The organism is Aureispira sp. CCB-QB1 (genome assembly GCF_000724545.1).
In the GTDB taxonomy this organism is placed as follows: domain Bacteria; phylum Bacteroidota; class Bacteroidia; order Chitinophagales; family Saprospiraceae; genus Aureispira.
In genome coordinates, this window is the sequence record NZ_JHBV01000021.1 from 47,392 (window position 1) to 71,853 (window position 24,462).

A 24,462-nucleotide genomic window follows, 5' to 3' on the forward strand; every position below is an offset into this window, starting at 1 on the left:
AACTTTTTCTTATTATGCAGCAGCTAACAACATATAGCCTGAGATTTTTATTTTTTTCCCATTACATAAACAAAAGAGTCATGTATCGCATATTAATGATTGCCAATGTTTTATTCTTTGTAATCGTTCTTGTTATCAATACATTGGCAGTTACGTCCCCTTTTTGGGGGAAATCAATCGTTGAGTTAACAGATTTACATGCCAACATGCTCACACCAGAGCATTTTTCGTCTAGTATTTGGAGTATCATTTATCCCTTATTGAGTTTATCTATTATTGATCAAATAAAAACGGTGCTAAAAAAAGAAGCAGTGCCTAGAGAAGTTCAAAGTGTTGGCATTGGATTTATAATTACCTTTGTCCTAAACTGCGGATGGCTAATTGCTTGGGAAGCTGAATATCTTATTCTTTCTTTTGCAATAATTTTTTCTAATTGGCTAACCCTTATATGGGTTTATTACCGTTTGGTAGGGGTGGAAAAAGCACGATGGATTTATACCATCCCTTTTAGTATTTATTTGGCTTGGATTTGCATAGGTGCCCTTCTTCACCTCAATCTCTTACTCATTTACTTAGGATTTGACTTTTTTGGACTATCAGAGGAATACTGGACTGCCGCCTTAATTGTTATGGGGATTTTTGGAACATTATTAGTCTTGTACCTCAATCAAGACATTTGGTTTACATTAGTTTTAATATGGGCTTTTTTAGGAATTTTCTTGAGAAGCAAACGATTGTTCTACGAAAACAATTGGGTTACTATCATGTCTTTGTTTGCTATGGTATTTTTAGCTGTAGTAGGCACATGGACTCAATTCCGAAAAATAAAATCATCCGATTAATCTTCTCTCTTATATTATAAAAGTCGTCCCATCTTAGCGAGCTAAAATGGGACGACTTTTAAGATATTCATGAACTTTTACGTTCACTTTTCTTCTATTAGAGTTAGCTGCGCTGCATAGTTTCAGCCAGCTATAGTTATATCCGTTCTATTATTTTCTTCCTAGATACACTTGCAATCCTATTGAAAAGTCAAATGCATGTGTCAAAGAGTAACTTGTTGTCTCTACTCCATTTGCAGTCAAAATACTATTACTGCTTGCAAAATTATACTTTGCTAATGCTTCGATACCAATGTTATCATTTGAAAAAATCGTAAACCCTGGCCCAATACTGAATGCAAATACATTGGTTACAGCCAATTGTTGTTCGTTGTTTATGGTAATATTATCGGTAGAGTTTCCATATCCAAAATCAGTCTCAAAGAACAAGGCTTTGTCTCCAAAAGGAATATAGTATCGTAAAAAAGGTCCAAATAATAAGTCACTATCTAACTCGTCACGGTTATTGTTTTTTACCGTACTCAATGTGTAATCAATTCCAATACCTGTTGCAAAGTTATTAACAAAGAAATAACCAACAGATGGAGCGATATTAAATTGCGTTGCACTTGACCCTTCTGTTTCTGAACCATTGACACTTACGGTAGACGACGCTGTAGATAAGCCCAATTCTCCACCTATCATGAAGTTACCTTTCTTCGTTTGGGCTTCCATTGTATTAAACGAGAATAAGACAGTTGCAAATGCCAAAGTACTGGCGAATAATATTTTCCTTAAGTTAAGCATGTTTTTTCTTTTTTATTGATTAATAATAATTCATTTTATTGATTATATTTTCATTTCATTGTGACATAACTAAATTAAAATTTAACAAAATCAATCAATCTAACAAAACAAAATACAATCACACAATAACCAGATAAGCAATACATTATACTACCAAGTCACTATATAAACAAAACAACCAAAATAAAAAAATGTTCATAAAAACCACTTTTAATTACACCTAAAAAATAAAACAAATTTTAATAATTATAATAAAATAAAAAAAGACCAATTGACAATAGCCAACTGATCTATATATATTTATAGACTACTAATCAAGTAGTTTCCATTATTTTCTTCCTAAGTATACTTGTAGACCTACAGAAAAGTCAAAAGCATGTGTGATAGAGTTACTAGTTGTCTCTACTCCATTCGCAGTCAAAATACTATTACTACTTGCAAAATTATACTTTGCCAATGCCTCAATACCAATATTATCATTAGAGAAAATTGTAAAACCTGGTCCAATACCTGCTGCAAATACATTGGTCACAGCCAATTGTTGTTCATTATTTACGGTGATATTATCTGTAGAATTCCCATATCCAAAATCGACCTCAAAGAATAAAGCCTTATCTCCAAATGGCACATAATATCTCATATATGGTCCAAATAACAAATCACTATCTAACTCATCACGTCTATTATTTTTTACCGTACTCAATGTGTAATCAACTCCAATACCCATTGCAAAGTTATTAGCAAAGAAATAACCAACAGATGGAGCGATATTAAATTGCGTTGCACTTGACCCCTCTGTTTCTGAACCATCAACGTTTACCGTAGAAGATGAAGTAGACAAACCTACCTCTCCACCAACCATAAAGTTCCCCTTCTGAGTTTGGGCATTCATTGCATTAGTTGTGAATAAAAGTGTCGCGAACGTTAATAAACTAAAGAATATTGTCTTTCTAAAATTAAGCATGTTTTTTCTTTTAATTGTTAAAAAAAATAGTTTCTATACGTTTTACACTCACTTAAAAGCATTAAAATAAACATATAATGTGTCTATAAAAACAACATACATATTAAAAATAAAGCTATAAAAAGATTAAATCAAAGCAAATGTAAACCTGTTCCATCAAGCAAAGAATTAACGTATTAATTGCGTTGCTTTCATCTATACAACATTGAGAAAATTATTTTTGTTTAAAAAAAAGTTAAAAAAAACATACTTTAGTTAAAGATGATAACATAAAAAAAGGTTTAAACAAAAAAACCAAAACCAACATAATGAACTGATAATCAAAACAAAATAAATATATAAAGTTATTTTCCAAAATTTAAGCTTATTCTCTCATTTTACGATTTTTTCATATAAAACAAAAAAAGGCGGTGCTAATGCACCGCCCTCAAACAAGGCTTCTTAATAATTTTATTGCTCTATTCTTTAACTTTCGTTTCCGTCCTTTTCTTCCTTATTAGGCTTTTCTTTCTTTTTCTTAGGAGGCGCCATTAAGTCTTTATTTGTGACATTCATTGTTCTCTCCAAACCAATCGTCCCAAAATTTAAAACGCCTTGCCCTGCATGCTTAATAATTGCTGGCAAATCCGCTGCCTCTTGATTCGTCCAACGGCCTAGTACAAAATCAACTTGTTTGCCCTTGCCAAAACGATCTCCTATGCCTATTCTCAATCTAGGATATTGGCTTGTACTTAACAGTTGCTCTATATTCTTAAGACCATTGTGCCCCCCAGCACTCCCCTTGGATTTTACTTTTACTTTGCCAAAACTCAAATTCAGGTCATCCAAAATAACCAAAAGGTTGGAAATTTTGATCTTCTCTTTTTGCAACCAATAACGAATAGCTTGTCCACTTAGATTCATATACGTATTGGGTTTCAACAAAATAAATGTTCTCCCCTTGTGGCGAAACGAACCAACCATCCCGTAACGTTCACTCTTATACTGCACGTCAAATTTATCTGCTAAATAATCCACCACATCAAAGCCAATATTATGACGAGTACCGTCATAATCTGGTCCTATGTTCCCCAAACCTGTAATAAGATATTTCACACTATTCTCTATTTTTGAAGTTTCAAGTTCTTGATTGACAAACAGACGTTTTATAAACTTGAACATATTCATTAATTTATGAAGTGATAAGATACAACAAAAGACGTATTAGAAAATCCAATACGTCTTAAGATATTATATACCTACTCTTTGTCTTAAAAAGATAAAGAATATAAAGTTTTTTATTATTGAGCAGATTCTGCTGCTGATCTTGCTTCTGCAGAACGCAAAGCACGTGGTACTTCAACAGAAGCCAAAGGAATTCCACCAGCATTCATAATCTCGATACCTTCTTCTACTTGAATTTCACGTACACGGATAGATTTACCCAACATCAAGTGCTCAACGTTTACTTCAATAAATGAAGAAAGTTTATCTGGAGTAGTTTTCACCTTAACTTTGCGAATTTTTTGCATCAAAACACCACCAACTTTTACACCTTTGGCCGTACCAACCAATTTGATTGGAATTTCTGCTTTTACACTTTGTCCTTCTACTAACTCCAACAAATCAACATGTTGAATAGCATCAGTAACTGGGTGAAACTGCACAGTTTTGATAATAGCATTGTATTTTGCGCCATCTAACTCAACCTCTGCTGTTCTAAATTCATTTGTATAAATCAAATCACGCAAAGCCTTTGTTGTAAGGCTAAAGTGAAGGTTTTTTTCGCCACCGTAAAGAACGCAAGGTACCAAACCTGCATTGCGTAGTGCTTTTGTACTTTTCTTGCCTAATTCAGTTCTTGAAGTACCTGATAATGCGATCGTTTTCATCTGAATATTTATATTTTATTCTAAGTAAATACTTTTCTTTTTGGACGTGCAAAGATAAAAAACTATTTATCATATTCAAAACAATGGCTTTAATACTTAAGCCTTTTATATCAAAAAACTAATACCTAAAAACCCCAAAACGCCATAAGAAACTGAAAATCAAAAACATCCCCCTAAACAAAGGTGCGGTATTTTTTTTAGCTGAAATACAAAAAAAAACACTTTTTTACTTTATCAGCTCTTGCAAACGCTTTATACTCTGCTGATTTTCATCTAGGTTAATGGCATTCAAAATATCATTTTTTTCTCGTTGAGTTAAATGAAGACTCAACGAGGCTCGTTCATTCAAAATCGTTGGTTTGTACACAAAATCAACTACATCTATCTTATCATATCCTATTTTTGATTTCAGATAAGATACATAAGTATCATGGTGGTAATTTTGAATAGCATCTAAGGCAAAAACGGGTCCCAAAGGATTGAAAGCCAATTCGGATAATGATTTGGTCGTTGTCTCTGCAATTTTTTCTGCCTGTGCGTACGAACGAATTGATATAATTGTAATTCCACTGGTATTTTCTCTAATCCATTTTCTAAAAATAGCAGCAAATCTTGTGGCCGTTTCCAAACCAAAATTATCTCTAAAGCCAGCATCTACTAATGTTAGTACAGGATTCGTAGGCATTTGAACACTTGGAAAAATAAAAGGGAAGGTAGCATTCATTCTCAAAGCTGTGGCAAACCTCAAGTTAAAAGGATTGTGTTTTGAAAATAAAGCCCCATAATCTACCGCATCAATTCTAGATACTCGATCCTCTCCTTGATAACTAAATGGAGGCCGCATCATATAACTAACGGCATGGGGAGAAATGACCATCATTCGACTATCATTAGAAATCAATGGTGTAATAAACATCATTGGAATTAGTGCCTCTTCTTCTGGTTTTTTATAATAATTTAAGGACTCTCCCAATAAACCTTCTGTGTTTTCAATAAACTGTTGTTCAAAAATATATCCCCGATCTTGGCGGTAAGTATACCCATTCACTTCGCGGTTAACCCAAGGAATAAATATGTCATTCACCAAAAAAGTAAATGCTAAAGAGTTCATCAAATCTTTGGCCGTATAGTCCAAATATTTTTTATCGTACAAATCAATCTTTTTTCCTTTTTGCTTTTGATAGTACAACTCTCGATACAAAGATGCTCCCCACATTCCCCCCGAAGCTCCTGTCATCAAGACAGTATGTTTCATCAACTTTCCGTTCAAAGATTTATCAATTTCACGAATAACATGATTTGACCACAAACTAGCTCGGATACCTCCACCGCTAACGCACAACAATACCAACTTAGGCTTTCTCAACAATCGACTCTTTCCAAATTTATTTCGCCAACGCTCCAAAATCTCTAAAGTAGCCTTACTATCCTCTTTGTATCTTTCTTTTGAACAAATTGAATCCAACACTTCCACAGAATAATCCACATAAGGAGCATCGTAATTTAAACCATAAGCACTATTTTGATAAGAAAACCACCCCCATGACATCATCTGACTAATAAAGAAAAAAGCTGTCAACAAAAAAAGCACTTTCCATTCTTCCATCCAGTAGGTTAAGGCTCCTATAATAGTCGTCACAATGGACAGTAGTAACAATAGACTCGCTCCTGCTGGAATCCGAAATGGTTCGTACTCGACCATAGCCGCCATCAGTATCAAAGCGGTAATGCTTAAACTTTGTATGACCAAAGCATTCGCATGATTTTGACGAAACACACGCTCTAATAATTTGAAATTATAATGCTCTACATTCCGCACAATTCTCCATTGAAAATATTCCGTCAAAAAGAAATCGACCCGCCAAGCATTTTTATAAGGACCATTATCCATGATGTTTAGTTGCCGCTCCTTTCTTTTGACAATAATTGCCTTTAGCATCTTGGACAACTTTAGCTTATTCAGTTTTCGATACGTTTGCATATCTGTATTGGTATACTGAAAATATAGCATAGAGCTTAGAACCATCAGAAAAGCCCCCAACAAAAACCCTAAACAATCAAACAAGATGCTGTACTCTCCTGTATATTCATTGTACCACTGAAAATGTACAATTTTGAATACATAGAAAATGATAAAAGTAACAGGAATGAAAAAGTTATTAAAACTAAATTTGGCAAAAGGTCGATACAAAGACGCTAAAAAAGGAAAACGATAACTATTTAATATATAAACACTAGTGTTCCAAGCAATAAAAAAACTTCCATAAGCCAAGCCAATTATAAAGAAACTCCAAAAAGTAACTTTTCCCATATATTCAGGATCTAAAAACATCTTATGAAATCCCATAGAGGACCCTATATTTCCATTTACTATAGCAAACAAAACTCCCCAAAGACTTAATAGTAGAATATTATGCTTCAGTTGTAGTTTTATTAATTGAATGGGAAACGTGTAATATATATTAGCTAAGCGTTCTTTCATTGTGATGCCCCAAATGCATGTTACAAAATAATACTCCTTCAAAGATAGTATGGCACAAGCATTGCCATATAGTTATAAGGTGATTTAACGATTTATTTAAATAAATGATTATAACAATAATCTGCTAAAATCATGCTAATAGCTCAAAGGTAACTTTTAGTCCCCCTTATTCAGCTCGTAGCTTGTCCGTTAATTCCCTTTAGTCGTGGTCTTTGGCCTTTGTGTTATTAACACTAGCTGGCTCGGCAAGCTCAATTCAAAAAAGCTAAAAATGACAAAACGACAGTACAATAAATATAAGTTAGATATAAAATTTAGCCAACGATAGGTGATCATTTACTGAGACTAGACATTTATACAATTAGACGATTCTTTTTTTTACTACTAGTCCAATATGATTAATAATCAATGGCAAAATGTTACAAAACGACTACGGTTGGCAGACCTACTAAGGCTTAATCCTATTATTTTTGAGAAATACAATAATAAATTTTTATTTTTGTGTTCACTCTAAGATAAAATTTTGCTTGTAGAATCCCCGTAGCAGCTTCAAAATAATACTAGATAGATTATGAAACAACTTATCATACTCCTCTTAGGAATTTTCGTCCCTATGCTACTTGTAGCTCAAACTGACTCTGTCCGTTACACGCTTTCGGAAGATCGAGAATTTATCAAAGAAAGTGACTTTACTGGCTATACTTTTATTCCTTCTGAAGGAAAAATGAGTACAGCCCACTATCCTGATCCTATTGCTCCTGGAGTTGTAAAATTCTCCGTATTCAACTCTTATTTATTGGTTGATGAACGTGCTAGATACACTCCTGGTGGCATTGTTGACCCTCCAACCGATGACAAGCCTTACCGTTTGCGAATTTCTCGTATTGACAAAATACCGTATGGTTATCACATGAAGCTAATAGATCCAGAAAATAGAGACTTGCAAGGATATCTCAAGATTTATATTGATGGAATTAGCCAAGTAGACATGCTCAAATATCGTCCAAGTATGGCTGATCCTGAGCATACTTACATCATTGCAAGAACTAGCAAAGAACAATTACTTGAAGATGGGAAATTTTTCACGCACCAACAAGATTTTGATGCTCGAACATTGGATGAGTTTTGGGGCAAAGTACTTTATCCTTTTTTATCGCTCGAAAATCAATCTAACTTAGATTATCGAAAAATTTCTCGAATCTACCGTTCTGATGATGTTGATATCCGTTTCGAAGAAGAAACTGTCGCTAAGGGTAAAAAAGAAAAAATACTCCAATACATTATCTTTAATCAAAAAGATGGTACGCGCCGAAAACTATTGGTCAAGAAACTAAAAGAAATTGAGTATCAAAATAGAGATGCCAAGAGAACAGTTTTAGAGGTCGAAGTAAAGGACGAAAATACACAGGAAAATTACTTTATCTTAATGCATCGAGGTATCAAGTCTTATTTAAAAGCGATTGAATTACAGGACGAAAAAACCAGACAAAGTTTGCTTTATTATGAGATGCGTCGTGGAAAACGAATTATAGAATAACAATTACACTATTATTGCCAACTAAGCTCATAGAGTGCTGTTAGATAACACATTTTGTAGTGAACATAAGCTTGGAGCAACGAATGACTGGTAGGTTTCTGACACCTTATAACAAACATTCTGTTTTCAATCCATGCAAATCAATTGCATTTTTGTACTTTTGAGGCTTCTTTTAAAGCATTCGCTCTTGTTCCCTTATCATTATGAAAAATTGGCTCTTGTTTTTAATTCTATGTTGTAGCTTATCTGCCTCAGCACAAATAGATAGCATTTCGCTTCCAAAGCAAAAGCTTGGCTTTTTTGAGAATGCTCCTAGCTTTAATCAAAGCAGATTTTGGACCTTAACAGGGATAGGAATTACAGGGTATAGTGCTGTGACCATTGGTTTGGACAGGGCATGGTATGCCAATTACCCTCGTGGACAATTTCATTTTTTTGACGATTGGCAAGGCTGGCAACAGATGGATAAGTTTGGGCATGCTATGACTGGATATTTTGAGAGCAAATGGGCTGGCAATTTGTATCGTTGGGCGGGTCTTTCTCAAAGAGATGCTGCATGGGTTGGGTTTGGTACTGGACTACTATTCCAAACCACCTTAGAAGTCATGGATGGTTTTTCAGATCAATGGGGTTTTTCTTGGGGCGATATGGGCTTTAACGTCATTGGTTCGGGCTTGTATTTAGGTCAAGAATTGCTTTGGAAAGAACAACGCATCCGTTTAAAAATGTCTACCCATCGCCCACAATATTCTACGCAATTGTTCCAAGCTAACAACAGCATGGCTACCACTTCTATCAATGCACGTACGGCCAATTTATTTGGTACAAGTCCTGCTGAACTTTTATTCAAAGAATATAATGGTCAAACAATATGGATGTCTGTCAACGTTGCTTCGTTTTTAAAGGAACGTCCTAATAATTTCCCACCCAAGTGGATCAATGTAGCTGTTGGATATGGTATTGAAAACTTTTTTGGTGCAGAAAGCAATACTTGGGAAGACAAAACAACTGGTGATCAATTTACAGCGCCACCTCAATACCAGCGCCACAGTCAATTTTTCTTATCTTTAGATATTGATTTTGAACGTATCCCAACCAAACACAAATGGCTAAAAACCGTTTTTGGAATTTTGAATATATTCAAAGTGCCTTTTCCTACACTTGAGGTCAATACTTTAGGGCAAGTAAAGTTTCATGCCTTTTACTTTTAAAAAAAGCCATGCCCCATATAGAGCATGACTTGTATATTAGTTAGATGTACTCCTCGTTATTTTGTCACTGGAGTAACCTTAAATCCTTCTTTTCTCAACAAACGAATGACACCTGTTTCACCTCCTAAATGCCCTGCTCCAACAGCATAAAATGTTGGTGCTTCTTTAGACATTTCGATGATCTGTGGAATCCATTTTTTATTTCTATTATCCAACATTTCTTCTTGACTACCCATTTCGTCTAAGTCGCCTTGCATTGCCTCTAACATACCATCAACATCTTGTGCCTTATAATAAGTTACCATTTTAGCAAACTCATTCTCTCCTCCTTTACCCTCTTTTAAATTTTTAATCATTTCAACCAAACCTTCGGCTTGTGTTTTGTAAGGAATCGAGTTAAATACCGCCATTTGATCGGCAACTGTTTCCAATCCTCCAAAAGCCATATCCGCTTCTTTTGCTTTGGATGTCAGTTCCATTTCATACATCTTAACGGGACCGTCAATCATTTCCATATACAAAAGAGATTGCAATAACATGGGTTGCCAGTTTTGAGCCATCCCAAACGTCATTTTTGCTTGTGGTGATTTAGCTTCTTTTGTAAAATAACTTTCAATTATCTGATAGTCCTCTTCTGAAATTAGGTCTTTTAATGTTTCTCCACCTTTCATTGGCGCTAGTTGCATCATTTGAACCGCCATCACCATTTGCTGACTCATGTCCATTTCCATCACCAATTTTTTGGTTTTCTTAAAGGCTTTTTCCATTGATTTATCCCAAAAGAAATCGTCTGCTCCAATCATATGAATGGTTCCAAAGACATAAGACGGCTTAATTCCTTTTCCCGTAACTTTCCACAACAGACTTTTTTCTAGTTTTCCATCTTTTGGAGCATCTTTTTGTGCTGACGCAGGTGCGAAAGAACAAGCCCAACATACAGTAATGGCCAAAAGAGTAGAGAGTGCTTTAAACATTGACATAATTTTATATTGTTTACTTGAATAATTTCTCATATTTTATAATCGATAACCGCACCATAATAACGCAGCTAAGTACTATTGATAATAATGATTATCTAAACCAAAGAGTTCAAATTCATTGCCAAATAACGACTAAGTGTCATATTTACAGGTTAAAACTACTGTTAATACAGTACAATAAATCCAAGGTACTCTATTAATTGAGTTCTTATTTTATCACATCCCCTATTCCTTATCTTTGTTGCTAATCATATTAAAAAATAGTCATATGTGATTTACATCACAAACCCTGTCAACATTATGGCTTAGCTTTGTAGCATTAGAATCATTGCTATAATTATAAGCCTATTTATTATGACACACACACATCAAATCGTCATTATTGGTGCTGGAACAGCAGGCATAACTGTCGCCGCTCAATTACAAAAAAAAGACAGAACCTTAGACATTGCCATTATTGATCCTGCTACGACACATTACTACCAACCCGCATGGACACTTGTTGGAGCAGGAACCTTTGATTATCAAAAAACAGCTCGCCCTATGGCGACTTTAATTCCCAATGGTATCAACTGGATCAAAGAGGCAGTTGCGTCATTCCTCCCTTCTTCTAATCAATTGCAACTGAACAATGGCTCTACTGTTTATTACGATTATTTAGTAGTTTGCCCTGGCATCCAAATCAATTTAGGAGACATCAAAGGGCTAAAAGAAACCATAGGCAAGAATAATGTTTGTAGCAATTACATTGATGCTAAATACACTTGGGAAGTATTGCAAAAATTTAGGGGAGGTAATGCTTTATTCACGCAACCTTCTACCCCTATAAAATGTGGTGGGGCACCCCAAAAGATAATGTATTTGGCGGATGATTATTTTCAGCAACAAGGAATAAAAAATGCGACCAATGTTATTTTTGCAACACCAGGCTCTGTTATTTTTGGGGTACCTGATTTTGCCAAAACATTACTACAAGTAGTTGATAGAAAAGCGATCAATCTAAAATTTTTCCACAAATTGGTCAAAATTGATGGTACGAATAAGGTAGCTTATTATGAAATTACAAAACTAGACGACCACAACCAACCTATAGAACACAACCCTAATCCTAAAGTAAAAGTGCAACAAGTGGCTACTAGGCTTGTAGGTATTCCTTTTGATATGCTCCACTTAGCGCCTCCTCAATCGGCTCCTGATTTTATTAGAAATTCTCCTTTGGCACATCAAGAAGGTCCTAGCAAAGGTTGGCTCAATGTCGATCCAGCTACCTTACAACACAATATCTATCCCAACATTTATGGTTTGGGCGATGCTGCTGCGCTTCCTACCGCCAAAACAGGAGCCGCTATTCGAAAACAAGCACCTGTTGTTGTCCAACAAATTATCAACACCCTCAAAGGCAGCTCTAAAGAACTGACTTACAAAGGTTATTCTTCTTGCCCGTTGGTAACAGGATATGGCAAAATGGTCTTAGCAGAATTTGGATATAATAATGTTAGAATGTCTGACCCCTTAATATCCAAATTTGTAGATACTGCGAAAGAAACCTATAGTATGTGGCTATTAAAAAAATATGGTCTTCCCTTTATGTATTGGAATTTAATGCTAAAAGGAAAGGCTTAGAATGACAATATCAAAATACATTTTATAACAATCAATGCTTTGTCGAAGCATTGCACGAATTGGGCAACAGTTCCACAAAGCACTAAAAACAAGATTATGGAATTAAATGAAGAGCAAGTTGTTATCTCAATGCCTAGAATTGGGGATCCTGCTCCTGCTTTTTTAGCAACAACAACCCAAGGAGAAATTAATTATCCCTCTGATTATTTTGGGAAGTGGAGTATCCTTTTTAGTCATCCTGCTGATTTTACTCCGGTTTGCACTTCCGAATTTATGACTTTCGCAACTTTGGAGAAAAAATTTGAAGCCGTCAACTGTAAGTTGATTGGTCTGTCTATTGATGGCTTATATAGTCACATTGCTTGGCTGAGAACGATCAAAGAAAAAATTGCCTACAAAAACATGAAGGATGTTGAGGTAACATTTCCCTTGATTGATGATATCACCATGAAAGTAGCGCATAAATATGGTATGATTCAACCCAACGAAGATAGTACCAAAGCTGTTCGTGCCGTATTTTTTGTTGATCCTAAAGGAATTATTCGTGCCATAATTTATTACCCATTAAGTTTGGGACGCAATTTTGATGAGTTGTACCGTGTTGTCGTAGCCCTTCAAACCTCCGATGCGTTTAATGTCGCAACTCCTGCGGATTGGCAACCAGGCGATGATGTTATTGTTGGACCAGCAGGTTCTTGCGGAACGGCAAAAGAACGAATGGATGATGCAGCTATAGACTGTCAAGATTGGTTTTTCTGTACCAAAAAACTGTCTAAAGAAACAGTTATGGAAAATGTGCTAAAGAAAGATTGATCCAATCATTGTTATTTTATGCCTCAAGATATTCCTCTCATTACGCAGTCAATTAACCCATCCATCATATCCATGTATCCCCAAAAACAATTGAACGAGTTTTGAGTCCCCCCCTCAAAACTCGTTTTTTTTCATTCATGCTTCCGACAAAACTACTCAATTGATTATCAAAACTATACTTTCATTTCCACTACTACTTTAAAACTCCTTTATAATAGCTTGAGTAAGTGGTCAGAAAAAATAAGAACAAAAAATGGGATTATTTTTTTGCTAAAAAAAAAAGGAAGGCTTAGCGAGCTAAGACAAGTTTTTTTGATGAAGAGTAGCGCAAAAAGAAGACTGTTTTAGCGACGCTGCTACTGCGTGGTACTTGTTATTTTTAATGTACGATAATGTCTACTTATATAGAAAAATTAAAAATTACAATTTAGAGGCATTCAAAATTAATTTTTTATGATTCATATCAATAAATTAGAGCATAGAATGGTTGACTTTTGCATCGACTTAATTGTTCAATAGTATAAATAATCATTCGTTGATCACCTGTCGGTTACGATAGGATTTAAATCAAAAGAATGTTCAAAATACAAGCACATTGCATGCTATAAGCATGCTTCTAAAATATCAACCTGTAGTTCTTTTATGGATTACAATAACTATAACTTATTATGGATGTATTAACAGCTGCCAGGCTTCAAATGGCATTTTCGTTAGGTTTCCACATCATTTTTGCCTGTATTGGAATGACCATTCCTTTCTTTATGGCATATGCTGAATGGCGATGGCTCAAAACAGGAGATGTTGTCTATAGAGATTTGACCAAAGCATGGTCCAAAGGCATTGCCATTTTTTTTGCGGTAGGAGCAGTATCTGGAACCATGTTATCGTTTGAATTAGGCTTGTTATGGCCTGAATTTATGAAACACGCTGGAGGTATTATAGGAATGCCTTTTTCTTGGGAAGGGACGGCTTTCTTTATTGAAGCCATTGCGTTAGGAGTATTTCTCTATGGTTGGGAACGGGTTCCCAAATGGACACATTGGGTTTCAGGTTTAATCGTTGGAATATCAGGTTTAGCTTCTGGAATTTTGGTCGTTGCTGCTAATAGTTGGATGAACAGCCCAGCAGGTTTTGAGGTGATTGATGGTGAATATGTCAATATTGATCCTTTGGCAGCCATGTTCAACGATGCTTGGTTTAGCCAAGCCTTGCACATGTCATTAGCCTCTTTTGTGGCAACAGGTTTTGCGGTAGCAGGATTGCATGGTTTTTACCTATTAAAAAACAAAAACAATGCTTTTCACAAAGCAGCCTTTCGCATAGCATTAAGCTTTGGAGCTATTGCTGCTATTCTCATTCCCATATCTGGTGATATTGCTGCCAAAGATATTGCGGTTCGCCAACCTGCTAAGTTAGCTGCAATGGAAGCACATTATCACACCGAACAAGGTGCTCCGTTGATTATTGGTGGAATTCCGAACAGCGAAACCCAAACTGTTGATTATGCAATTCGCATTCCATATGCGTTGAGTTTTCTAGCTCACGGAGATTTTAATGCCGAAGTAGTTGGACTAGATCAAATACCAGATGATGAGGAACCGCCCGTTTTAATTGTCCATCTTGCCTTTCAGATTATGATAGGAATCGGGAGTTTACTGGCATTGATTGGACTTATTTTTTTGGTCTTAAATTGGCGAAAAAAAGAATGGATTTATCATACTACTTTCTTAAAGACATTGGTTTTCTGTATTCCTTTAGGTTTTATCGCGTTAGAGGCAGGTTGGACAGTTACAGAAGTAGGACGACAACCATGGATTATTTATCAAGTGATGCGTACTAAGGACGCTGTCACACCAATGCCAGGTATTCAATATTCATTCTACATCACCCTCTTTGTTTATCTATTTTTATCTGCTGTTCTTTTTTGGCTCATGAAACGTCAAATTAATGCTATTCATCAACACTATCCTTTGACAACAACTACGGATAAAGAAAAAACCAATTAAGATGCTTGAATTTATTGTTTTAGTCTTAAGTATTGCCTTCTTTTTCTACACACTCTTAGGTGGAGCTGATTTTGGGGCAGGAATTATAGAATTATTAACGGGCAATAAAAGTATTCGCCCTATTTACAAAGCCATCGCTCCTGTATGGGAAGTAAACCATATGTGGCTAATTTTGGCAGTTGTGATTATCTTTAATGGATTTCCTCCTATTTTTGCACAAATGTCGATCTCTTTACATATTCCTCTATTTATTGTCTTAATGGGAATTGTATTGAGGGGAACGGCCTTTACATTTAGACATTATGACACACATGTAGATGGTACCCATGTTTATTACCACTGGATTTTTCGTATTTCTAGCTTGATAACAGCTATTTTTCTTGGGGTAACCTTAGGGGCTATGATGTATGGGCAAATAGATAATAATCCGAATGGAACATTTTACAGTCAATTCATTGCACCTTGGTTCAATTATTTTTGCGTTGGGGTTGGAATTTTTGTGGCGTTAATTTTCGCTTATATCGCTAGCATTTTTATACTTGGTGAAGCCATAGAACCTAAGCAAATCCATTTTTACTCTATTGTTGCCAAGCGATTTTCTATTGGGATGATTTTAACAGGCAGTGTTGTCCTACTATTGGCATATATTTATCAAGTTCCATTTTTTGCATTAGCCTTATCCTCTCCGATTAGTTGGATTGCATTTGTTGGGGCGACACTCCTTCTACCTTGGATATGGATGGATATTAACAAAAAATACTTTCAAAGAATTCGTATTTTAGTAGCTGTTCAGGTCGGCTTAATTATGTCTGGTTGGGCAGCTGCGCAGATTCCAATTCTGATTCATATGAAAGATGGCAATCATTTGACTGTATATAATTCTGTTGCTCCAGAAACAACACTCTATTATCTAACAATGGCACTGCTTATTGGCTCTTTACTAATATTCCCCTCTATTTATTATTTGTTTAGAATTTTTAAATTCAAGCCTTGATGTACTAGTTTTTTGACAACACTACCCATTAAAAACAAAAAGGATTAAGTAGCCAATAGCCGCTTAATCCTTTTTTATTTGTTAGGTATAAATAATGACGCAACGTCAATTACGATTTGACAAACTTTTTAGAAATAGCCATATCATTCCCCAATACTGTGACAACATACACACCACTTGGTTCATTACCAAAATGGATTTGTTGTTGGTATGTCTTGACTTGTTTAAGTTCTTGCCAAAACACTTGCTGCCCTACAGCATTGTGTATAATCACCTCTACATTATCCTGAGTTTTCAAAAACTCAATATCCAATAGAAATTTATCTTTAATTGGATTAGGTGATACCGTAATAGTCGCCTTATTTTCAATTTCAGTTACATTTACATTATTAATAACTGTAATATTCAATGTATCCGAATCACTACAAGCACCATTATTCACTGTTAAAATTACTTGCTGTTGCCCATCTGTTGTAAAAGTAAAGTTGGGATCTGCTTGTGAGGAAGTAGTTCCGTCAGGAAACGTCCAATTATACGAAGCTGCATGGAGTGAATTGGTAGAGAAAAAGTTGGCTACGCCCCCTTGATTTAAGTAAACTGTAGTTGCATTAACCGAAGCAACCGCTGTTGGCTGGTTGCTGTTATTAACAACAGTCGTGATCGTAGATTGAGCCCCCAAACCATCTTGAACCGTAATCGTGTAACTACCGACAGAAAGATTATTGAAAATAGGACTAGCTTGAAATGCTCCCCCATCAATACTATAAGTAAAATTACCATCTCCTCCTAATGCTGTTACTGTAATCATTCCATCTGACATACCACACGTTGCTGGACTTTCTGATGCCCCAACAACCAAAGGAGTAGCTTGACTAACACAGAATGTCGTTGTATCTGTATATCCATACGAAGCACCAAAAGCTACTGTATCACCATTTATATCTGTTAACAAATAATAGCCATCACCATTACCACAACAGAGACCATTACCAGAAAGATCCAACATTACTAATGTATAACAACCCGCTGCCAAACAAATAGGTTGCTCCACCAACTGACTATCTCTACCTGCCAATGCAAATTGCCGACTCTCATATAATGTACTTCCTGTATTATCCTTCAGATTCCAAGATACATCAACAGGACTGTTATCCAACTGTATACTAAGATTGAGTTCATTAGGTTGATAACTTACAGGAATAGACTTTGTCACACTATCTACTCCGTTCATATTTTGAACAATCAAGGTAACATTATACACCCCTGTAGAAGGATAAACAACTTTAGGATTTTGCTCTGTAGAACTACTTGGACTTCCACCAGGAAAACGCCATAACCAACTAGGGGCATGATCTATAGAAGCATCTGAAAATTCGATTGAATCTGTTGTACAAACTTGATCATTGCTAAATCCAAAATTAGCAGTTGGTGGCGTTGTCACAGGTTGCTTAATTGGCGATTCCCAAAGTCCTCGCCCATATGTTCCTGCACGAATTTTTCCAATCGTATAATTAATTTCCAAATCATTTACAATCACATTTGGCAAGCCAGTAGAGTAATATTGCCATCCCGCCAATAAGGAATCAGTATAATAAACTCCAGCATCTGTACCGATATAAATACCATCTGCTGAACCATTTTGGTAGACCAAACAGTTGACAGGAATATTGGGCAAATTACCTGAAATATTTGTCCAAGTCGTTCCACCATTTTCTGTCATATAGACTTTTTCTCCTATTTGTATCCCCGAAAAAGTAACCCATACTTTAAGAGGGTTGGTTGGGTGTACCGTAATAGATGACATTGCAGAGTTAGGCAAACCTGCTGTAACATCTGTCCAATTCGCACCACTATTTGTTGTTGCAAAAATCTGACTGTAGGTACCTGCGTAAAAATGGGTGTATCCATCAGACGGTGAAATCGCTAAGTTTCGTAACAAATTCCCAGGTCCTAAGTTAAACGAAGAAATAGGGCTATCTGAATTTCCTTGATCTAAGGTTAGGTAAACTTCATCAAAACCCGCCAACAACATATCATTGTCTTGTGGGTTCATTACCAAAGGAGTCACCCAAGCACCGTCACCAGATTTGGTTGGAAAAATACCAGAAAAGTTATAGCCACCATCATCGGAACGTCTAAAGTTTCCATATTGCGAACTTGTATAAATGACCGCAGAATCCAATGGAGAAATCAATGCTTCCATTCCATCACCACCATTGGTATGCAATGCTACACGGTTCGTGACTAAATTACAACCATTATCTTGTGTTCCTCCAACAATCTTATGAGGCACTTGTTCAGAACCACCAATACGATAAAATTGAGAAATGCTCAAACCATCAGATAAATCTGAAAAGCCATTACCACCATTGGTTGATTTAAAAATACCTCCATCACTACCACAATACAACCGATTGCCATACATCTCCAAAACATGAATATCTGCATGGGTATACCCAACAGTTGGAGGATAATACCAATGTGATTTGATAGTATAACTAACACCACCATCTGTTGATTTCCAAACGTTAATACCTCCAATATAAATTTCTTCAGCATTGGTTGGTGATGCTGCAATAGCCATATCGTACCAACTTTGACCAGAAGTAGTATTACTTCCTGTCATATCGTAAGCAAAAATATTTGGTGTATTAGCCTGCAAGGTAAATGAAGTTCCGCTGTTGGTAGATCGGTATAAACCATAAAAACTCGCATCAGCCTCATTACCACAAACAAAGTATACGTAATCAGGATTGGCAGGAGTAACAGCGATCTCGGCACGATTAATATTAGAAGCCGTAGGCAATCCCACATTAACTAAACTCCACGTTGTCCCACCATCTGTCGTGCGATAAACTGTTTTATTAGCAAGGTAAATCGTATTGGGGTCACCAGGTTTTAGCTCCATATCTCGCCATACTCCTGTACGCAACAATGTCCAAGTGGCACCACCATCCGTGCTTTTATGACATCCTGTTGAAGAAGCTAAAAATACCGTATTGTGGTCAACAGGATGAATAATTACTTTATAAATTTTAGCTCCAAATATAGATGCTGAAGAAGGAGTAACTTCTGCCCAAGTAGTTCCACCATCCGTTGTTTTTAACAAACCAATGCTGTAAGTGTCGTTACCATCATCGTCCCCTGTCCCTATATAAATTACATTACTATTTGTATAATCAATGGCAATTGCAGATACCCCTAATGATTGTAGATCGTCTGTTAAGACCGTCCAAGAAGCACCACCATCTGTTGATTTCCAACAACCACCAGCAGGAGCGCCAATATACAATGTATTCGGGTCATTAGGATCTTCTGCTACAGCATTGACACGACCATTTCCTGGATTATAAGAAGAAGTAGTCCAAGAATAAGGTCCCATTGGTGACCAATTGGCATTTCGAGCTCCCGAACTTGAAGATGGATAGGTTCTTTGAAAACGCAAATGTTCTTTCCATATATGTCTTACAGGAGGGCGTACTCCATGAGGAAAAACTCTAGGTTCCCAAAATGCTTCCCATCGTTTGTATTGTTTCCATCCATTGCCTCTCTCATAAGGCTTGTTGCCCCATGCAGTCTCAAAGCTCTGTTGAACAGTATAAAAATTTACAGAACGATTTTGCATTTGATCTACCCATGTTTGCGCTTTTAGCAGATAGGGTAACAATATACATCCAATGGCCCACAGCCACACAAATACCAATTTCATTGATAAAAATAGTTTGTTTTAAAATAATGGATTATTACACCAAAAATTTGTTGGTTGTGGGGACAAAACAAAATTAGTAAAAAGCAGCGAAGGAATTACTTTTATTTTGTCATAATTCTTAATTAATTCTTAATTTTTTGCTTTTAACTAAAAAACTCCAATCAATTTACTATAAGTAATCGTTCAGAAAAAATTCTATAAACCACGAAGTAGCAGCGCAGCTAAACAACCTTCTTTTTGCACTACTCTTCATCGGAAAAATTTGCTTTAGCTCGCTAAAACCGCACTTTTCCTCTTCGATTAGCACTAAAAATAAGGCTATTTTTTACCTATAATTTTTTATGCCCACTTACTTAGTTGAATCTACATTTCCAAAACAATACAAATAACCATTTCTAGAAGCTACGTATAATTTCCCTTCATCTACAACAGGGGTTGATTCACAGCGGACTTTGACCATATCTCGAAGCTTAAAATTCATATTACTATCAAAGTCAAACAAATAAATTCCTTTGTAGCTTGCTGCAATTAGCTTGTCTTTGATAATAATTGGTGTAGAAATAGAGGAACCTGTCTTGTATTTAAAAAGAAGCGTTGGTTGAGAGAAAAAATGCGTGCTATCAAATGTTGCCTTGGGTTGAGTAAGATCTAAGGAATCTGTATTAACAACATACATAAAGCCATCAATTGCTGTAAACACCGCTATATTGGGTTCCCCAAACTTCTTAAAAGAATAGTTAACTCCTGTAGAACCGATGACCCCACCATCCCAAGTCGAAAAAGGCTTGTTTTCTGTTGGAAAAAACCATTCTACTGCTTCATTCGGACTTTTGTTAGGATTTAGCTTCAAAACACCTCCATGTCCTTTTATATACTGCTTTTCAATAGTTACCAACAAACAGCTATCTTTTGTTACAACTGGCGAACCATCAATGTCTGATCCTACATAGTAATCCCAATCAATACTATCTGTCTGCAAATTGTATCCCCAAATATGCCCAGATCCTGAGGCAATATAAATTCGATGCCCCAACAAAGTGGGCGATGCTTCTGTTACCAAATTTCCTTGGTGTTTCTCCCAATCACTTTTTAGATAAAGGGTATCTTTGTTTTTATAAATTTGAGGCTGCAACAAACCACCTCTTTGAGTTGCGTTTTTGGGATCAGGGTCAAAAATAGTCCAAATGCTATTCTCCAAACCAATGTAAGCCGTATCATTTACAATCAAAGCAGAAGCATCGACATCTCTACTATAACTTGCTGTCTTAGCGCTATTCAAACGCCAAAGTTCTTCCCCTGTAATCAAAGAAATAGCTCGGTAGCTTGGAATTGTTGTGGCATAAGTGCTTTTTCCTGCCCGACTTCCTTGCAGAATCACACAAAAATGTTTCAAAGAATCTGCTTGATGATTCAACCACAAACTACCAGTCCCTTTTATTACATCATCGTATTGATACTGCCAAATCAATTGCCCTGTTTTGGCATCTATTTTTTTCAAATGATGATCGTATGCTCCTTGTATCAAATACTTTTCTCCATTTTCAGCTACTATCAAAGGCTGTCCTGTCCAACCTGCCCCTTTCCATATTTTCTCCTCTGTACCTACTTTGGTAATTCCCTGCCCTAGTTTGTGCTTCCATAGTACATTCAACTGACTTGGTGCGCTATCGCCATAATAGTTTCGCATAGGATTATGCAAAAAACTGGCATTCAATAGCTCTAACGTAAAGATACTTCCATCTTGTTTTTTGAAACTCCCCTTGTATGGATTGCGCTCGTGAGTAATAACAACCGTTGTTTCTTTAGAAGCATCTAATTCTAATTGAGAAGCTTCCATTGTTGGAACTACAACATGCCCAAGGTGCAATTGATAAAGCAAAACAACAATTCCTCCGAAGGTAATGGCAATTATTCCAACTAAAATTTTACCTGATCTGTCCATCTGTACTTAATTTCAATTGAAGGTGTACTTTTGGTCCTAAAAATAGCTGTTTTCTATTCAATTATTCTTTAAAACGTTATTCTTTTGATAATCAATTACTTGCAATACAAAAAACTTCTTAACAACTTACTGACTTACAAAGCACTATAAATCTTTTTTTTTAGCTTCCAACAAACTTATAAACAAGGATTTAAATCAAGGATAACCAAAATAAGAGAATCTTTATTTTTAAAACAATCGTATAGCAAAAGAAAATCCTTAACTTTGGTTATGTACATTTAATTATATCCACGAATTACTTTATTGGATTTTTTTGCTGATAACACGAACTCGTTTGCTCCTGTTTGTAGTTCTTAGCTAAAAAAAAACATCATTTAGTAAACTGCTGTTATTACTCTCAAATTAAAATAGAATAAAAATCATGCGTAGCATTACTCCTGGAGAAATAGAAACTAAAGATTTGCATCAATTCATATTAGGTGCGGTAGCCCCAAGACCCATTGCATTTGTGAGCACAATTGACGATAAAGGAGTGGCGAACATTGCTCCTTACAGCTTTTTTAATGCTTTTAGCTCTAATCCTCCTGTTTTAGTTTTCTCTTCCAATAGACGCGTTGCAGATAATACGACAAAAGACACCTTGCACAATATTGAGCTTAACCAAGAAGTCGTTGTTAACGTAGTTAATTATTCTATTGTTCGTCAAATGGCGTTGGCCAGCATTTCATACCCCTCTGATGTCAGCGAATTTGCAAAGTCAGGACTAACTCCTTTAAAATCCGAAATGGTACAACCATTTAGAATCAAAGAATCTCCTGCTCACTTTGAATGCAAAGTAAGTGAAATCATTACCTTAGGGGAACATGGGGGTGCAGGACATCTAATTATATGTCAGGTTTTAAAATTACATGTCAGCGAAGAGGTGCTAGATGGCGACAGAATCAACCCACACAAAATTGATTTAGTGGGAAGAATGGGGCGAGCACACTATGTTCGAGCGAGTGGTGCTAATATTTTTGACGTCTATCAATCTGTTGTCAAACTATCATTGGGTTTTGATCAATTACCTCCTCACTTAGTCAATAGTACCGTACTTACTGGTAATGATTTGGCTCAAATTGCAGGCTTATATGAATTCCCTAAAGATGATTTGATTCAAGAATTATTGATGAGTAATGAAGTCCAAGAAGTATTAATTAGTGCAGAAGCTCCTGACGAAACCATGCTAGAAGGCTTGCATAAGTTAGCCAAAAAAGCATTAAATGAGGGGGAACCAGAAAAAGCATTTGGCTTTGCTATGCTTTACGAAGCAGTAGGTTAAGCCGATTCTACAATTCTTGATGCCAACATTCTAAACAGGATAATTATGGAACATACAGAAAAAATAAATGAATGGATTCCAAAATACATTCGAAAGTTAGTTGCTTCTAAAGAAGCTTTGGTCGAAACGCTTGATATCAAAGCAGGTTTTCTGAATGCACATCGCCCTACTGGCTTGTATGGAACAGTTGGCACCGATGAAGATTATAGTCAACGTCCAGATATCAAAGCAACTCGACTCAAAGAAGAATTAGCTGCTTATACTAACTTAACGCCTCAACAAATTTGTATAGGCAACGGATCTACCGAATTGATTGATTTGGTTATTCGCACCTTTTGCCATGTTGGACAAGATCATATTATAGGATTTCAACCTTCTAACAATCGCCTAAAGCATTTTGCAAAAATGCAGGCACTTGAAATTGATTTACTAGAATTAGGTCATAATTTTGAAATGCCTATTTATGAGGTTCGCAAATCCATTACAGAAGCCACAAAACTGCTTTTTATTGAAAACCCTAATCATATTACGGGTTCTTGTTTTGCGAATTTTGATATTGTAGACTTAGTCACTAGTTTTGACGGAATTGTTGTGATCGATGAATCTGCTATCGACTATGCACCGAATCAGAGCTTAGTTTCCATTATCAATGAGTGTTCTAATGTTATCATCATTCAAAGTTTTTCTAGAGCATGGGGTTTAGCAGGGCTTCCAGTCGGCATGGCTTATGCTAGTCCAGAAATTATCCGAATTTTAAATATTTTAAAACCTCCTTTTTCGGTCAATACGGTAGCTCAAAAAATGGCCACTAAAGCATTGTATGTACCCGATCAAAAAGCGAGAATTGTAACTAGAACAATTGAGGAAAGGGCGCAAGTTAAAACAATGCTAGAAAAGCTCCCTGCGGTATTAGAAGTTTTTGACAGTGAAACGAATACACTCTTAATCAAAGTTGAAGATGCTTCTATCATGACACAACACCTTCGAAAAGAAGAGCTTATTCATGTTTTAAACGTTTCTGACTTACCAGGTTTAGACAACTGCATTCGGATTACCATTGGAAAAGGCTTAGATAACATGCGTCTGGTCAAAGCATTCAAAGATATGCCTATTAAGACATCTGGAAGTCGTTTGTTCTGGAAAGCAGTTTCTGGAACACTACGCCAAGCCAGTTCTTTTTTGGGTATTTTTAAGAAAATATTAGGGGTCTAAATTACTATATTGACACGCGATTATATCAATATAAATTGTGCCCATCCTTACCTACAAAGCTTGTTTTTGGCAAATTAAGCTAAAAACGAGCTTTTTTTTGTCCATTTACTTCTGTATTTTGTGCCATCAACAATCAAAGAATAGACACTAGTAATTTAGCTGCTGACTA

17 protein-coding genes are annotated in these 24,462 nt (G+C 36.0%); 9 read left to right on the top strand and 8 right to left on the bottom strand.

Features of this window, described 5'->3' with window-relative positions:
* The first annotated feature begins 80 nt into the window (after positions 1–80).
* The gene (locus CG11_RS09710; RefSeq protein ID WP_156039718.1) at positions 81–842 is read left to right on the top strand and encodes a hypothetical protein; all 762 of its coding nucleotides are present in this window, start codon (positions 81–83) and stop codon (positions 840–842) included.
* A 150-nt stretch (positions 843–992) separates the two neighbouring features.
* Here CG11_RS09710 and CG11_RS09715 read toward each other — a convergent pair whose 3' ends face one another.
* From CG11_RS09715 to CG11_RS09735, 5 genes are all read right to left on the bottom strand, one after another.
* A complete protein-coding gene (locus tag CG11_RS09715; protein ID WP_063833075.1) occupies positions 993–1,628 on the bottom strand; it encodes an outer membrane beta-barrel protein in 636 nt (211 codons plus the stop codon).
* 328 nt (positions 1,629–1,956) lie between these two features.
* Positions 1,957–2,520: an outer membrane beta-barrel protein gene (locus CG11_RS09720; protein ID WP_052595593.1), complete on the bottom strand. Its 564-nt coding sequence runs from the start codon at positions 2,518–2,520 to the stop codon at positions 1,957–1,959.
* A gap of 537 nt (positions 2,521–3,057) precedes the next feature.
* Complete coding sequence (gene pth, locus CG11_RS09725) at positions 3,058–3,753, bottom strand: aminoacyl-tRNA hydrolase (RefSeq protein WP_081909518.1); 696 nt, start codon at positions 3,751–3,753, stop codon at positions 3,058–3,060.
* Positions 3,754–3,872: 119 nt separating this feature from the next.
* On the bottom strand, positions 3,873–4,463 hold the full coding sequence (locus CG11_RS09730; protein WP_052595595.1) for a 50S ribosomal protein L25/general stress protein Ctc: 591 nt from the start codon (positions 4,461–4,463) through the stop codon (positions 3,873–3,875).
* Between the two features lie 226 nt (positions 4,464–4,689).
* The gene (locus CG11_RS09735; protein ID WP_231512778.1) at positions 4,690–6,810 is read right to left on the bottom strand and encodes a patatin-like phospholipase family protein; all 2,121 of its coding nucleotides are present in this window, start codon (positions 6,808–6,810) and stop codon (positions 4,690–4,692) included.
* A 706-nt stretch (positions 6,811–7,516) separates the two neighbouring features.
* Here CG11_RS09735 and CG11_RS09740 point away from each other — a divergent pair.
* Both CG11_RS09740 and CG11_RS09745 read left to right on the top strand, forming a co-directional pair.
* Positions 7,517–8,482 (top strand): hypothetical protein, encoded by a 966-nt coding sequence (locus CG11_RS09740; RefSeq protein ID WP_052595599.1) that lies wholly within the window; start codon positions 7,517–7,519, stop codon positions 8,480–8,482.
* 203 nt (positions 8,483–8,685) lie between these two features.
* A complete protein-coding gene (locus CG11_RS09745; RefSeq protein WP_231512779.1) occupies positions 8,686–9,693 on the top strand; it encodes a DUF2279 domain-containing protein in 1,008 nt (335 codons plus the stop codon).
* Positions 9,694–9,749: 56 nt separating this feature from the next.
* Here the strand turns inward: CG11_RS09745 and CG11_RS09750 are convergent, their stop codons facing one another.
* Entirely contained in the window at positions 9,750–10,667 is a 918-nt protein-coding gene (locus tag CG11_RS09750; RefSeq protein WP_197043818.1) for a TraB/GumN family protein, read from the bottom strand.
* Positions 10,668–11,027: 360 nt separating this feature from the next.
* On the opposite strand from CG11_RS09750, the gene CG11_RS09755 reads away from it, so the two are divergent.
* The 4 genes from CG11_RS09755 to CG11_RS09770 all read left to right on the top strand — a co-directional run bounded on the left by CG11_RS09755 (position 11,028) and on the right by CG11_RS09770 (position 16,109).
* Complete coding sequence (locus tag CG11_RS09755) at positions 11,028–12,296, top strand: FAD/NAD(P)-binding oxidoreductase (protein ID WP_052595605.1); 1,269 nt, start codon at positions 11,028–11,030, stop codon at positions 12,294–12,296.
* Positions 12,297–12,392: 96 nt separating this feature from the next.
* Positions 12,393–13,109, top strand: a complete 717-nt coding sequence (locus tag CG11_RS09760; RefSeq protein ID WP_052595607.1) for a peroxiredoxin — start codon at positions 12,393–12,395, stop codon at positions 13,107–13,109.
* 668 nt (positions 13,110–13,777) lie between these two features.
* Positions 13,778–15,115 carry a cytochrome ubiquinol oxidase subunit I gene (locus tag CG11_RS09765; protein ID WP_052595609.1) on the top strand — a complete coding sequence of 446 codons (1,338 nt, stop codon included), beginning with the start codon at positions 13,778–13,780 and terminating at the stop codon, positions 15,113–15,115.
* A 1-nt stretch (position 15,116) separates the two neighbouring features.
* Entirely contained in the window at positions 15,117–16,109 is a 993-nt protein-coding gene (locus tag CG11_RS09770) for a cytochrome d ubiquinol oxidase subunit II (RefSeq protein WP_052595611.1), read from the top strand.
* A gap of 109 nt (positions 16,110–16,218) precedes the next feature.
* Here CG11_RS09770 and CG11_RS09775 read toward each other — a convergent pair whose 3' ends face one another.
* Positions 16,219–19,818: a PKD domain-containing protein gene (locus CG11_RS09775; RefSeq protein ID WP_052595613.1), complete on the bottom strand. Its 3,600-nt coding sequence runs from the start codon at positions 19,816–19,818 to the stop codon at positions 16,219–16,221.
* Positions 19,819–20,167: 349 nt separating this feature from the next.
* Entirely contained in the window at positions 20,168–21,760 is a 1,593-nt protein-coding gene (locus CG11_RS09780) for a PQQ-binding-like beta-propeller repeat protein (protein ID WP_052595615.1), read from the bottom strand.
* 421 nt (positions 21,761–22,181) lie between these two features.
* Here CG11_RS09780 and CG11_RS09785 point away from each other — a divergent pair, with 421 nt between their 5' ends.
* Together CG11_RS09785 and CG11_RS09790 are read left to right on the top strand one after the other, a co-directional pair.
* On the top strand, positions 22,182–23,081 hold the full coding sequence (locus tag CG11_RS09785; RefSeq protein WP_052595617.1) for a flavin reductase family protein: 900 nt from the start codon (positions 22,182–22,184) through the stop codon (positions 23,079–23,081).
* A 45-nt stretch (positions 23,082–23,126) separates the two neighbouring features.
* Entirely contained in the window at positions 23,127–24,293 is a 1,167-nt protein-coding gene (locus CG11_RS09790) for a histidinol-phosphate transaminase (protein ID WP_052595619.1), read from the top strand.
* Positions 24,294–24,462 lie beyond the last annotated feature (169 nt).